Source organism: Maribacter sp. R86514, from assembly GCF_044597005.1.
In the GTDB taxonomy this organism is placed as follows: Bacteria; Bacteroidota; Bacteroidia; order Flavobacteriales; family Flavobacteriaceae; genus Maribacter.
On the sequence record NZ_CP138999.1, the window covers coordinates 1085874 to 1099877 of the forward strand.

Below are 14004 nucleotides of genomic sequence, written 5' to 3' on the forward strand. Positions count from 1 at the left end.
GGGTTAAAAAGGGTACCTTTTGCGACCATGTGTTAACTATATTAGCCGTAAACGTATAAATTATTGGAACATTTACATTATAAAGTGTACAAACCAGTGGGTGTGCTAAGTCAAATGACTTCTGGTGAAGACCGTCAACGTCGCAAAAAACGATTTTTGACAGAACTTCATGATTTTCCAGAGGGAATAATGCCTGTAGGTAGATTAGATGAAAAATCTGAAGGTCTATTGTTATTGACCACGGATGGAAAATTAAGTGATACCATAAATAGAGCAGGTATAGAAAAAGAATATCTAGCACAGCTTGATGAGCTGATAACCACAGAAGCTATAAATGAAATATCTAAAGGAGTAACTATTGGCATATTCGGCAAAAAGTATTTGACCAAACCATGTAATGTAATAATACTAAACGAACCTCCTGCCCTGCCCGATGCTGATGTACAATTACGAATTGGCAGGCATAGACCCACCTCATGGATACGTATTGTAATTACAGAAGGTAAGTTTCGCCAAGTGCGTAAAATGACGGCGGCCGTAGGGTTTCCAACAGTACGTTTAATACGGGTAAGAATTGGTGATATAACATTAGAAAAAATGCAACCAAGCGAAGTACAGCCTGTAAAGATTATTCTTCCGCTTTCTTAGGAATTCGTTTTCCAGAAAAGCGAGATAAAATAGTGAGGCTCTTTTTTGTGTTGATAAAATATACTCCGGTAAGCAAAATTGTAGACGCAATTACAGACTGTAATGTAATATTTTCATTTAAAAAATACCATCCTAAGGTCATGGCTACTATTGGGTTCACATAGGTAGATGTAGCAACTTTTTCAGGGGAAACGATACGAAGTAAATAATTGAAAGCAGTAAATGTAAGTATACTGCCAAAAATAATTAGTAGCAACATGGATGTAATAACCGGAGTGCTCCAGTAAGCAGGAGATATCCATTCTTCACCAAATAAAGTACTGATGATTAATAATGAAATTCCGCTTGTAAGCATTTGATAACCTGTATTTACAAAGAAATTTTTAGGTAAATCTGCTTTACCAACAAATAAACTACCGTAAGACCAGCTCAGCATACAGATAAAAATCAATACCATCCCTAAAATAGCGCCTTCTTGAGCAATAATTTCTTTCTGGCTGACCAACAAAAATATTCCTGTGATACCGAAAATTACACCAATAACAGACATAGGTTGTATTTTCTTGCCTTGTAAAATCCGCATCATTAGCAGAACAACCAATGGCTGTGCAGAAACTTCTAATGCAGCAAAGCCGCTGTCTACAAATTTTAGCGCCCATACAACTACTCCGTTCCCAAATGTTAGGAATAGAAAACCTGCAAGAATAGTATTCTTGAATTGCTGTTTGGTAATTTTAAGGGAGAAGCCTAATATCTTAGATATGATAAAAATTAGACAACCTGCTGTAACAAAACGAATACCTGCCAACATAAAGGCAGGTAATTCGGTTACTGCAATTTTATTCCATAAATAGGTTGATCCCCAAATGAAATAAATGGCAAAAAATGACAATACTACCAGAACGGTGTTGCGTTGCATTTTCACCATTAAAAATATTTAGAACTAAATCTTCTTAACACGAACGGCGTTCATGCCCTTCATGCCTTTTTCTAACTCGTAAGAAACTTTGTCGTTTTCCATAATTTCATCAATAAGACCACTGACATGAACAAAGTATTTTTCATTGTTCTCTGCGTCTATGATAAAACCAAAGCCTTTAGTAGTATCAAAGAAAGAAACCTTTCCGTTTCTTACCGGATCAAATTCTTCAACATCACCTTCTTCTTTCTTAGGAATACCTAAAACGATATCTTCAGCTTCAATTTCCACTTTCATTGCTGGATCTGGCGGAGTGTCCACCAAGTTTCCATTGAAATCTACATAAGCCAATGGAATACCAGAAGTACCATTTTCTTTTGCAGCTGCTTTACGAGCAAGCATTTTTTTCTTCTTTTCTTCACGCTTCTTTAAGCGCTTTTTTTCTTTTTCAGTTTTATTAAATGTTTGTTGCGATTTTGCCATTCGTAATTTTAATGATAATAATAGATTTTGCAATAAAGGAATTGAAATACGTGTTGACGTGTATAACGAACGGTAAGTTTTTGAGTAAACTATTATTCCGTTTGCTGTAAGGTCATTGCAAGAATTATGTGCATCCCTTTAATATTTTACAAAGATATGATTTGTATTTCAATTATTTAGCATTATAAGGACTCAAACTATGAAAGTTTTAAGCTACTCCCTTTTAAAATGAATATGTCATCACATTATATAATAATATTTTAAGGTTTTTTGCCCATTCTCCTATTCCATTATTTATAGAATAAAGGAAATTTGAAAAAGAATTGTTAAAATTAATTTTTTGGTTAAAAACATAAAACACTGATTATTAGTATTTTAAATTAAAAATATAAAATTAATTTGTTAAAAATAGTACCTTTTTATGCATAGTACTGTAACAAAATAAAACATTCGTCGTCTTGTAAGTATAAGAAAATTATTAATCATCAATTAAAAATCAAATATCATGAGAACTTTCATCAGAAACACACCGACAGAAACAAGAAGAAACACTTTCTTTTCAAGTTTTAAAAACAGCAAAAGAGTACAATGGGTAGCATCAAGAAATCACACTCATTAATAATACCTTAATTAATCATTCATCAATCACTTGGCTAATCACCGAAACTAAAAACGAACATCATGAGAACTTTCATCAGAAACACACCGACAGAAACAAGAAGAAACACTTTCTTTTCAAGTTTTAAAAACAGTAAAAGAGTACAATGGGTAGCATCAAGAAATCACACTCATTAGTAAAACATCAATCATTCATCAATCACACGGCTAATCACCGAAACTAAAAACGAACATCATGACAACATTTATCAGAAACACACCAACAGAATCTAGAAGGAATTCATTTTTTACCAATTTTAAAAACAGTAAACGAATACAATTGTTGGCGTCTAGACATCATACACACTAAGAATACCTAATTCAATATTAAATCATTAATCAATTCGGCTAATCACCGACAAAAAAACGAACATCATGAGAACTTTTATCAGAAACACACCGACAGAATCTAGAAGAAATACATTTTTTTCCAATTTTAAAAACAGCAAACGTATTCAATGGGTTGCGAGTAGAAATCATACCCACTAGTTTATGTAAATCTAAATATGAGCTTCTATTTCAAATTGTATATTAAATAGACACGGATAAATTAGACGGAGATTAAGTCTAAAAAAAGAAAAAGGATAAAACCTGTCGGCCTTATCCTTTTTTTTTCTTGTAAAATTATTGTTTTAATCTTCTAATGTAATCTCTTCTACTACTCCATTAGGGTAAATTAACGTAGCTACATCATCACATGTAGCATCTCCAAAATCAACATTAACTGTTAATCCGTTTTTTGTTAAATCCATATCTCCTTCAGATACATAAGAGCATATAATAGCGCTGGTTAGTGCATCATTTACAGTAACATAATAGGTGTTCCCTTTATATTGTACTGTCCAATTTCCCGTAATACTAAACGTAGTAGTTACTTCTCCAAAAATTAAAGTAGTGGCCCTTACACCTTTATCAAAAATAATAGAACCATCTTCCATCTCTGCAATCATATCACTGGTAACCTCAAAGGTTATTGCACTACTATCTATATTAGAGGTAAATGCGAACGACCTTGAACCATTAATTTTTACGTCTCCTATGTAAAAATCATCATAACTTGCAGTAAAAGAACCAGATTGATCCTCTAGATCATAAGTTACGGTAAGCACCCCATTTACATTCTCGGTACCGTTAAGTACACAATTATTAAATGTAGCAACATAACCGGTTTCTGAATATACGGCAGAATAACAATCAAAACTGTAGGATTTACCAGTAGATTCAGCATTGGCATTTAAATTAAAAAGTGCTAAGTCAACACCATTGGTAATTTCATCAATTTCTAATACTGCTTTCAAATCTGATTGGGTCAAACTAACTTCTTCATTAACAGTATCATCATCACTACAGCTATAACCAAAAACTACAACAGTAATTAATATAATAGGCTTTTTAAATATCCATTTTAAATATTTCATTTTTTCTTATTTGTAGGTTGAACCCTTGGAACGTTCAATAATGGATTATAGTATTGATAGAAGGCATATTAACGCTGTATTTTCGATGAAATAGAACTTGGTTATAAAAGTTATGCTTAAAACGAATTAAATCGTATACGATATATTATATTTGATGTATGCTGGTAAAAATGAACTTAAGAGATCAAGTACGGGATTATTTGTTATCTGAAATGACAACAGGTAATCTTAAAACTGGAAAGACCATTAATTTAGCAGCGTTAGCACGGCATTTAAAAGTTAGTGTTACTCCTATTAGAGAGGCTTTAACCCAATTACAACAATCCCATATTATAAAAGCCGTACCCAATAGAGGATTTATAATAGCAGAATTAGATGTTGAAGAGGCTGAAGATTTGTATGAGTTAGTTGCAAATTTAGAAGTCATGGCCATTGAAAACTCAGAGTTTACCGAAGAACATATTATTGAACTTAAGGAACAGCAAGAGGTATTTGAAAATGCCAATGATGCTATTTCTAGAATACAGGCAGATTTGGAGTTTCATAGATTATTGACCAAAAATTACAAAAATGACTTGGCTTTAAAAATACTACATGATCTAAAGACACGTATTTTTTTTTATGAACGTGCCTTTACAAATGATGACTCTTTCTATAACAAATCTGACAATCAACATGAATCCATTATTTCAGCAATTGCAGACGATAACGTACCTACGGCTTCCCTCCTACTAAAGATGAATTGGATGTTGATTTTAAATTATGTTCAGAAGAAACTTACCGAGTAAAAACTACTCTAAATCTTGTAAGAGTTCTTGTGCAGAACGGGTTACTTTAAGGTAACCATTATATGCCCATTTGCAGAAAAACACCATAGCAATCATAGTAAAAGCAAATATTACATATTGTTCTGTTTTTAAACTGGTTAGGAAGACATTTTTATTGGAAATAATTTTAGACGTGACCGGTACTATAAAGAAGAGTCCAACAAAACCGATAGCTATGCCTACTTGTTGCAATTTTAAAAGTTTATTCTTAGTCTTTAAGTAGAACTTTAAATTGTCTTTATATGAGCCGTTTAAAATATCTATGTTCTTTATTGTTTTTAAGGTAGTTAGCACCATAACAGGTAGTACAATTAAAAATAACAAAGTAAGTATGCCACAAACTTGCAAATACCACGTATCTAATTTACCAAAGTTTAGAATAACAAAAAATGAAATGGCAAAACAGACAAAAGCGCCTAAAGTTTCATACTTTGTAATGGTAGTGAATTTGTTTTGATATTTCTGTTTGGTCATGTCTAATATGATTTTATTCGTTAATTTTTTTTGATGATTTAGTTCATCGCTTAATTGTGTCCAGGCGGACTGTAGTTCTTCTAGTTCCATGATTACTGTTTTGTCATGTTCGTTTTTAATTTCTTTTTTATTCGAGATATCTTTGTACCAACATTACTGGCACTCAAGCCAGTAATGTCTGCTATTTCATTATAGCTTTTACCTTCTAATAAGAGAAAAATAAGTCCTTTTTCTAAGGTGTTTAAATGCTTCAAATGCTGGTAAAGTAGTTTTAATCGCTCGTCATACGCATCATCATTAGTATCTGATTGCTTTAAAAAAACATCTGCAATGGGGACCGAATCTGGTCTTCTCTTTTTTTTCTTAATAAATGTGATTGAAGTATTCATAGCTACGCGATACATCCAAGTTGTTATTTTTGAATCGTTACGAAAAGAGTCAAAATATTTCCAAAGCTGGTAGACCACTTCTTGAAACAGGTCATCTTGATCTTCTTTGTTTTCGGTGTAAATTGAAGTCACCTTATATAACAATGCCTGATGCTCTTGTATTAATTCAGTAAAGACTTCTTCTTTTTGCATTTATAAAAATCTATTTACCCATTAGTATGTCTTTTGTACAGTTTGTCACACTTTAAAGTAAATTCTTTTTTAAATTAATGTAAAAACATGCTAACTCATACAACATGAGACATGTATGTGCGTTTTAGTAAAAAAATAAATATAAGGTATGCAGTTCTTAAATCCAGAAATTGAAGCGTTGACCAAAAGAAAAACCACACGAAGTTTAGTTAAGAAAGAGGTCTCATGTGGTATTTTTCAAGATGTAAAAGATATTCCGGTAGTTGACGAAGCCGTTGTACTTAAAAAAGAATAACTACTATTTAAACAGCGATGCATCTAATCCTGGAATTAGGTTTAACGCATTTTGGTAATATAGTTTTTTAAGCACATCATCAGGTAGGTTCAATCCGTACATGGACCAAAATGCGTGATACTTCTTATAATAAGGAAAATACTCATCGTTGCTTTCCAATACCCTAAAGTACGTAGGGAATTCTTCTGGTTTCCAACTATCCTTACCGAACAGTACCCTGTCTTGATATTTAATAAAAAATGCCCTAGCATTCTGAGGTTGTCTACCAAGCTCTGCAATTACTGCAGATATACCCACATTCATATTTGGCATTTCATCTAATAGCTCTCCTAATTTTTTAAGGTTGTTAGCATGCCAACCCATGTGAGCATTTATAAATTTGGTATTAGGATGTTTTTTGAACACGTTATGTTGTTCTTGAATAATTTGCTCGAAAGGCGCAGGGTCAGTAGCTGTACGTTTTCTTCTAGGGTGCGTTTTTAATTCTAACCAACGTTCGTTATCAGCATCCATATCATCCCAGAAAGACTTTGGATCAGCAGCATGAATTAACACCGGTACTCCCATTTCTGCACATTTAGCCCAAATGGGGTCTAAACGGGGGTCATCTATTGCCAAACGATTACCATCTGCATCTTTATTTCGTAGTCCTAAACTTTTAAAAATCTTTAATCCTTTAGCTCCGTTCTTTATATCTTGTTCTAATTGGGCTGCAGCCTGTTTGCCCCATTCCATATCTTTAGCTCCTTCAAAATCTACATTGGCAAAAACAACAAACCTATTTGGGTAACTTTTATTGATATTATCGATTTTCTCCTTGAGACTTGCTCCAGACCTTCCACTTAAGTTCACCATTATGGCTTCGTTCATAGCATCCATATGAGAAATTAATTCGTTCAGAGCCTCGACCGACATATCTCGTTGATGGCTATGAACGTCTATAAAAGGAAATTTTGCTTTGGTAATTTCGCCACCAGGAACAACTAAGGTAGATGTAGGGTTATATTCTTCAAAACCCATTTCTTGGGCTAATATTGAAGAGGATAGTAAAGTAGTTAGAAGGACAATGAATGTATATTTTAATTTAATCATATTAAGTGTTAAGTGAGTTATTGGTTCGCTTTAATAGATTTTGGTATTCTAGGTTTGTGTCCACATCAATAATTTGATCTGCTGCATCCAAAGAAATAATTACATTGCCTTCATTGTTTAAAATTTCCTTGGCTCCGAAATCTCCTTTTAAAGTAGTTAATTTTTCGAACAGCAAATTAGGAAACAATGCCGGTACACCTACTTTTTTATGATAGTTTGTTGCAATGATTTTTGATGGATGTTTTGTAAACTCTTCAATTAATGAATCTAAGTATACCGAACTCAATAATGGCTGGTCTGCTAGGCAAATTAAGATCCCGTCCAAGCCAGGTGTTTGCTTAAGTAACACTTTAACCCCATGGGCAATACTTTCGCCCAACCCATTTTCCCAATTAGAATTTACGATTATCTCAATATTTTTTTCTTTCAAATTACACTCAGCACTGATAAATTCAGCGTTTGAGCCTAGTACGACATGAATTGATGTTGCATTTGTCTGTTGAACAGTTTTAATGGTTTCCATTAAGAAATTAGAATCTTTCCATGGCATTAACTGCTTGATGCCGTCCATTCTTCTAGAAGCACCAGCTGCCATAATAAGAACCGCTATATGTACATCTTTCTTCAATGAACAGATTTCAATTTGTCTTTCAACATTACGGGTTGTGTTTTTCTAATTACGGTCAATATTTCTGCAAGAATAGATATTGCTATTTCTTGCGGTGTTTCAGCTCCAATATTCAACCCTGCAGGACCATGAATATTTTCAATAAAGTCTAAATCAATATCCATATCATGTTCCAATAATTCAGATAACAATTTCTCTCTTCTTTTGATTGGTCCTAAAATTCCTAAATACGTGGGTTTGCTATTTTTTAATTTCATTAAATACTTCAAGTCTTTTACATAACTATGTGTCATTAAAAGAACAGCGGTATTCTTATCTATGGTTTCAACAGGAAATTCTTCTGGTTCAAAGTCCAATAATCCGTCAATACCATGAAAATCAGCAATAGTTTTATTCTCTTTTGGTGTTACGGCTACGTACACTTCCCATCCCATACTTAATCCAAAATGGGCTAGTTGAACCGCATCATGCTCACCTCCTATTATTAATAAGCGTTGGCAAGGTTCTAATGTCTGGCAGAAGTGTAGACTATTTTGTTGTTCCTTAGTGCCGGAATTAAATGTGTAGGTAACTGAATTTAGAGTTATAAATGTACCATAACCTTCTAAATCGCCATATTCTTTTATATAAGATGTATTAAGCTTGAACGATTTCCTGTTTTCTATAACTAAGTTAAAATCGGTCATAAAAGCCTCATCTGGAGAAAAAGATTCCAATAAGATATAAAGTAAACCTTCACAACCTAATCTAAACCTACCATCATAGGTCATTAGTTTTGTAATTCCATTCTCAAATACCGATTGTGCTTGAAACAAAACTTCTTTCTCTACACAACCACCACTAACAGCACCTATCATTACATCATCTTCACGAATAAGCATACGAACCCCAGGTTTACGATAAGAAGAACCATCTAAATCTACGACCGTTGCAAGCACACACTTTAAATTTGCCAATTTAGCAATGCTGTACTCCTTAATTATTTTCTTGAATTCATGAGTCATTAACCATAGATTTTACACCTTCTAAAGTACTAAAATTAATGCATATATCACTCAAGTCTATTTGCCTTAAAGCCAAGGAAATAAAGGTGTTCACCTAATTTCAACTACCAAATATCTACCGTTTTAACAATCTTTAACATTTATTTTTTCATTCCCCATAATTTAAATAAACTTTGTCCGTTCTGCTAGTTGAACCTATAATTAATTAATATGAAAAATTTCTTGAAGTCTTTTAGTGTGTTGTTTGTGATAGCACTATTTGTTTCTTGTGGTAATGCAGATGATGATGTTAGTTTAAACCTAAATAAAGGAGACGGACTAGGAAAAGGTATCGAGGTAGATGATTGTTTAGGACTAGAAGAAGGTGAACTGGTTCTATCTATACAAGATCAATATACTACCCTACCTGGTAAAGTATCTGTATTTTTTAGAGTATCCGATACTGGTGGAAATCCAGTTCCTGGCTTAACAGCAGATCAATTTACAATTTATGAACAAGGTAGAAATGACGATTGTTTTAATACGATTTCTACTTCAGAATCATCGGCACGTATATCACCAAACTCTCAAATTTTCTCAAATAACACATTGCTAGTACTGGATTTAAGTAATAGTGTATTGAGCAGTAGCTTAGAAGAGTTGAAATTGGCTTCTACTAGTTTCATTGAAGCAGTTATGCCAGAAACAGCTAATGAATCCGTTAAAATGGCTATCTATTGGTTTGATGGTGAAGATGAATTACACTTGTTAAATGAATTGACATCTTCAAGAGTTGAACTTACCGAAGCTGTTGACGGAATAACAGATGATATCAGCAATGACCCATCTACAGATTTATATGGTGCGGTAATAAAATCCACTGATATCGCGTCTGATTTAGTAAAAGTATCTACTGAAGGTGGTAAAATAGGTGCTGCATCTGTAGTATTGTTTACAGATGGTACAGATCAAGCTTCACGTTATACTGAGGATGCCGCTTTAAAGAAAGTAAATGAGGCTAATGCTAACATATCGTTCTTTAGTATAGGTCTTGGAGCAGAAATAGACACTGAGGTTTTAACAGCCATAGGTAAAACAGCAAGTGTTTTTGCAACCAATAAGGATGAATTGGAAACAACGTTTAGAGACATTTCTGAAAAGGTTTCTGAAAGAGCCAATAGCTTTTACTTATTTGAGTACTGTAGCCCTAAAAGAGATGGTAGCGGAGAAAACAATTTAGCAATTGAAATCAATACCGGTTCTAGACAAGGTGCAGTGCAGACCAAGTTTAGTGCAAACGGATTTACAGGAGGTTGTGAATAGGTAGTTCTCACACAAAATATAAGAAGAAGCATGAAAATGCTTCTTTTTTTTGCTCTAATATGAAATAAACAACGTATTGATAATCATCTCATTGCACTAGTAATTTGCAGGGCGAAGCTCTTTCTTATTAACATTTAAACATCCGTTTATCGATTTGTGCCGTATATAAAACCGATTAGACTAATATTAATTAAAAAGAACAAAATGAAAAAATTATCCTTAGTTACTATAGTATCGGTAGCACTTTTATCGTCTTGTGTTTCTAAAAAGAAATATGTTGCTTTAGAAGATAACTTATCTCAAACTCAAAGTACATTACAAAAGACACAAGTTGAGAAAGAAGAGCTACAAGCTCAAATGACAAAAATTGAAGCTCGTGTAGAAGAGTACAATTCAAAAATCAACTCGTTAAAAGAGATGAACGATAGCCAGTTCACAAGTGTTGATGATGTTGCCGTTATGAGTAACAATACAAAAGCTAAGATGAGAAATACATTGAAAAATGTTGATCCTGCAAAATTAGCCGGTGCAAAAACATTACAAGATTCAATGAACTTGGCTGTTTCTTATAAATTGAAACAATCAATTTCTGAAGAAGGTGAAGATATCAATGTTAGTATTGATAAGACTGTTGTTATGATTAATATCTCTGATGAGTTATTATTTAACACAGCTAGCTATAATGTAAGCAGCAAAGCAAACAACATTTTACAAAAATTGGCTGACGTAATTAAGTCTGAGCCAAGTATGGAAGTTATGGTTGAAGGTCATACGGATTCTAGAACAATCAACACTCCAATGGTTACTGATAACTGGGATTTAAGTGTAAAACGTGCTACATCTATTGTACGTAAATTACAGAAAGAGTATGATGTTGACCCTTCTCAATTAATCGCTTCTGGTAGAAGTAGCTACTTACCTTTAGTAGAAAATGACACTAAAGAAAACATGGCTAAGAACAGAAGAACTAAAATTATCATCTTACCTAACTTAGATAAATTCTTTGCTCTTTTAGATGCAGAAGATGCTATGTAAGAATTACAGTTCTATTTACATTAAAAGGGAAGCATTGCTTCCCTTTTTTTATGTTTAAAAATTAAATTCGTTATCTAAATATCATTGCATTTGGTACTTGGATCTGAGGTTTATTAAGGTCTACTAAGAATCCGTTAATTACTGCGTAAGCTATAACTCCGTCTTTTTCTAAGAAGAAAGTCGGGTTGATTCCCGGCATTAAATTCAATTCTGGAACTGTGTATTTTTCGCCAATTAAATGAACAGGGTAAGGTGAGTTAATATTTTTAGCAGGGAACGATGATAAACGTAAATAGCCATATCCTTGTTTTAATATATCGGTAAAATTTAATCCTTGCACATCGTTAAAGTTTTTTAAAGTCTTTGGGTACACTTTTGCTTGTTTGATTGTATAACCGGTAGCATCTAACGTTTCGTAACCATAATACGTTGATAAGTCACCTTGATCTAAAATTCTACTACTATACCAGAAAGAGTTATGGTCTGGGTAATCAACTTCGATCTGGTTCATACCTATATCTATTTTATAGGTATTACCCATAAGTTCGTAGTTTGCGCCAACAATTTTTAAATCGAACAGCTTTCTATCGTTCTCCGGAATTTTCTCGTATTCATCAATATCGATAGCTTCATAAGACTTTTGAGCGATAGTATAAATGGCAGATAAAATAGAGGTGTAATTCAGTTTTCTGATTTCTTGCTTTTCAACATCCTCGGGAAATCCTCCAGATTCAATTAGAATAGTACTCGTCCCCCATTTTTGAATATTATCTCCAAAAGCTCTTGGCTCAAAATCATCATTATATCTACCTACTTGCCCAGGAGCATATTTTTGAAGAATATCGTTCATAAAAACAATAATCTTCATGGCATTACCACGAGTTTCATTAATATCTTTTTCATAATTATAAGCAGGAGCTAGATAAGAGATTGTAGCTGGTTTTTCCGTACGTTCCGCATTATAATACGTGCTTTGATCATGAAGATTGAATCCGAAATCGGCATTAAGACTATCTCTAACTCTTTTCAAGGTTTGAGATTCTGGGGACTGTAAACGCAGCGCATCCCTATTAATATCTATCCCTAACAAATTTCTACGTTGGTAAAGTTCGGCTCCATCAGGGTTGAGCATTGGTAAAAAATGAACGGTAAGATTGGTAAGAATAGCATCTTTCTCTGCTTTAAAATCAGCACTTTCAAAGAAATTAAGAATATCAAAAATAGCTTGTGTAGCCGTTGGTTCATTACCATGCATTTGAGACCAAAGAAAAACATTGGTTTCGCCGGTACCAATACTAATCAAGCTTAAATCTTTACCGCCAATAGATTTACCTACGGTATTTACTTTAAATTTAGCATTGGCAGAAAACTTATCTATAAGGGGTTGTATGTCGTTTCTTTTAATTCGCCTTTTACCAATGGTACTTTCTTTGTAATTCTCATAAGTGTCGTACAACTGAGTGGTAATATGGTCTGATTGCCCAAATGCAGAAAACGTGCATAAGCTTAGTATGGAGAGTAATAATTTTTTCATTTATTGTTCTTCTATTTTGTTGCTATTTTGTTTTTGGTAACTCTTTAAAATTCAATTTCTTGACAGCATTCCTGACCTTGCCCATGAACTCGGTTCCCGGATCGGTTTTCACAGTTCTATATCCTTCATCTTTTTCTAACCAGAGTGGGTGATTTTCAAAAAGGCTGTATTCATAATGTCCAATTAAATAATCGATATCATACTTATCTTTCAAATACTTTACCAGCCAAATATTAGAATTCAACTGTGCTTTTGTCATAGGTAGCTCTTCGGTACCACCAACATTCTCTACTCCTATAGCACAATGGTTTAGACCAATGACATGGCGCGCCATGGTAGTTTCTGGTAAAAGCTGATATATAGTACCATCTCGATCTACCATAAATTGAGAAGATACATTTAAGCCGCTTACATTTTTAATATCTGGTCTCCAATTAGGTAAGGTTACCGGGTCAAAGGCTTCAAATGATTTTTCGAAAGTGGGAATGACCGTCCAATGCAAAACAATCATTTTAGGTTCAATTTCAGGAGAATCTTGCTCTAAACCATATCTATTTTGTAGATATTCTACCGTCAATATTTTACGCTCCTCATTAAACGTAATGGGATGCTCCACAATAGTTTTGGCAGAAGAACAAGCAGTTAAAATACAAATGAACAAAAGGTAAATTATATGATGTTTCATTCTTCAATAATTTCTAAGCTATCCTTAGCAACAGCGTAAGATATGGTAATTTTACGTCTACCCCATTCCTTGGCTTTCTTTACATCTTCTCCCATATAAATATCAATACGGTTACGCCAACGAGAATGCATTTTATCTTTTACCAAAAATATACCCTCAAAGGTATCTATCTTCACCATGGTATTATAGCTTAATCCTTTCTTTAATAAATCTCTAGAAACAGCAATCCATTTTTGACCGGGTTTTATAGAATCTCCCCATGCAGTAATAGCTGGGTGTTCATAAGACGTTTGGTATGGCAGGGAGTTATACGCAGTTGCGGTAACATTAATAGGAACCCAATTATACTTATCATCCATAGGTTTCTCTGAACAGCTTAAAGCTATTATCAAGATTATTATAATGGAAGATTTTTTTATCAT

General features: G+C 33.4%; 16 protein-coding genes. 5 read left to right on the forward strand and 11 right to left on the reverse strand.

The window, feature by feature from the left end:
- Positions 1 to 63 precede the first annotated feature (63 nt).
- On the forward strand, positions 64 to 648 hold the full coding sequence (locus SJY30_RS04870; protein ID WP_396634476.1) for a pseudouridine synthase: 585 nt from the start codon (positions 64 to 66) through the stop codon (positions 646 to 648).
- Here SJY30_RS04870 and SJY30_RS04875 read toward each other — a convergent pair.
- From SJY30_RS04875 to SJY30_RS04885, 3 genes are all read right to left on the reverse strand, one after another.
- On the reverse strand, positions 629 to 1573 hold the full coding sequence (locus tag SJY30_RS04875; RefSeq protein ID WP_396634477.1) for an EamA family transporter: 945 nt from the start codon (positions 1571 to 1573) through the stop codon (positions 629 to 631). The genes SJY30_RS04870 and SJY30_RS04875 overlap by 20 nt on opposite strands.
- A gap of 18 nt (positions 1574 to 1591) precedes the next feature.
- Entirely contained in the window at positions 1592 to 2050 is a 459-nt protein-coding gene (locus SJY30_RS04880; RefSeq protein WP_036154395.1) for a cold-shock protein, read from the reverse strand.
- A 1289-nt stretch (positions 2051 to 3339) separates the two neighbouring features.
- Positions 3340 to 4125 (reverse strand): hypothetical protein, encoded by a 786-nt coding sequence (locus SJY30_RS04885; RefSeq protein WP_396634478.1) that lies wholly within the window; start codon positions 4123 to 4125, stop codon positions 3340 to 3342.
- Positions 4126 to 4295: 170 nt separating this feature from the next.
- Here SJY30_RS04885 and SJY30_RS04890 point away from each other — a divergent pair, with 170 nt between their 5' ends.
- Complete coding sequence (locus SJY30_RS04890) at positions 4296 to 4913, forward strand: GntR family transcriptional regulator (protein WP_396634479.1); 618 nt, start codon at positions 4296 to 4298, stop codon at positions 4911 to 4913.
- A gap of 3 nt (positions 4914 to 4916) precedes the next feature.
- Here SJY30_RS04890 and SJY30_RS04895 read toward each other — a convergent pair whose 3' ends face one another.
- The gene (locus tag SJY30_RS04895; RefSeq protein ID WP_396634480.1) at positions 4917 to 5516 is read right to left on the reverse strand and encodes a hypothetical protein; all 600 of its coding nucleotides are present in this window, start codon (positions 5514 to 5516) and stop codon (positions 4917 to 4919) included.
- Positions 5517 to 5518: 2 nt separating this feature from the next.
- Positions 5519 to 6007, reverse strand: coding sequence for an RNA polymerase sigma factor (locus tag SJY30_RS04900; RefSeq protein ID WP_396634481.1), 489 nt, complete (start codon positions 6005 to 6007; stop codon positions 5519 to 5521).
- A 148-nt stretch (positions 6008 to 6155) separates the two neighbouring features.
- On the opposite strand from SJY30_RS04900, the gene SJY30_RS04905 reads away from it, so the two are divergent.
- Positions 6156 to 6302: a hypothetical protein gene (locus SJY30_RS04905; protein ID WP_396634482.1), complete on the forward strand. Its 147-nt coding sequence runs from the start codon at positions 6156 to 6158 to the stop codon at positions 6300 to 6302.
- A 3-nt stretch (positions 6303 to 6305) separates the two neighbouring features.
- On the opposite strand, the gene SJY30_RS04910 is transcribed toward SJY30_RS04905, so the two are convergent.
- The 3 genes from SJY30_RS04910 to SJY30_RS04920 are packed head-to-tail and all read right to left on the reverse strand — an operon-like array spanning position 6306 to position 9026.
- The gene (locus SJY30_RS04910; RefSeq protein WP_396634483.1) at positions 6306 to 7394 is read right to left on the reverse strand and encodes an amidohydrolase family protein; all 1089 of its coding nucleotides are present in this window, start codon (positions 7392 to 7394) and stop codon (positions 6306 to 6308) included.
- Position 7395: 1 nt separating this feature from the next.
- Positions 7396 to 8022, reverse strand: a complete 627-nt coding sequence (locus SJY30_RS04915) for an NTP transferase domain-containing protein (RefSeq protein WP_396634484.1) — start codon at positions 8020 to 8022, stop codon at positions 7396 to 7398.
- Positions 8019 to 9026: an XdhC family protein gene (locus SJY30_RS04920; protein WP_396634485.1), complete on the reverse strand. Its 1008-nt coding sequence runs from the start codon at positions 9024 to 9026 to the stop codon at positions 8019 to 8021. The genes SJY30_RS04915 and SJY30_RS04920 overlap by 4 nt, the downstream gene beginning before the upstream one ends.
- A 210-nt stretch (positions 9027 to 9236) precedes the next feature.
- On the opposite strand from SJY30_RS04920, the gene SJY30_RS04925 reads away from it, so the two are divergent.
- Complete coding sequence (locus tag SJY30_RS04925; RefSeq protein ID WP_396634486.1) at positions 9237 to 10328, forward strand: VWA domain-containing protein; 1092 nt, start codon at positions 9237 to 9239, stop codon at positions 10326 to 10328.
- Between the two features lie 204 nt (positions 10329 to 10532).
- Entirely contained in the window at positions 10533 to 11363 is an 831-nt protein-coding gene (locus SJY30_RS04930; RefSeq protein ID WP_396634487.1) for an OmpA family protein, read from the forward strand.
- 70 nt (positions 11364 to 11433) lie between these two features.
- On the opposite strand, the gene SJY30_RS04935 is transcribed toward SJY30_RS04930, so the two are convergent.
- Genes SJY30_RS04935 through SJY30_RS04945 form a run of 3 tightly spaced genes read right to left on the reverse strand, consistent with a single transcriptional unit; the run spans position 11434 to position 14004 of the window.
- The gene (locus SJY30_RS04935) at positions 11434 to 12897 is read right to left on the reverse strand and encodes a M14 metallopeptidase family protein (RefSeq protein WP_396634488.1); all 1464 of its coding nucleotides are present in this window, start codon (positions 12895 to 12897) and stop codon (positions 11434 to 11436) included.
- Between the two features lie 22 nt (positions 12898 to 12919).
- Entirely contained in the window at positions 12920 to 13582 is a 663-nt protein-coding gene (locus SJY30_RS04940) for an N-acetylmuramoyl-L-alanine amidase (protein ID WP_396634489.1), read from the reverse strand.
- Positions 13579 to 14004 carry a 3D domain-containing protein gene (locus tag SJY30_RS04945; RefSeq protein ID WP_396634490.1) on the reverse strand — a complete coding sequence of 142 codons (426 nt, stop codon included), beginning with the start codon at positions 14002 to 14004 and terminating at the stop codon, positions 13579 to 13581. The genes SJY30_RS04940 and SJY30_RS04945 overlap by 4 nt, the downstream gene beginning before the upstream one ends.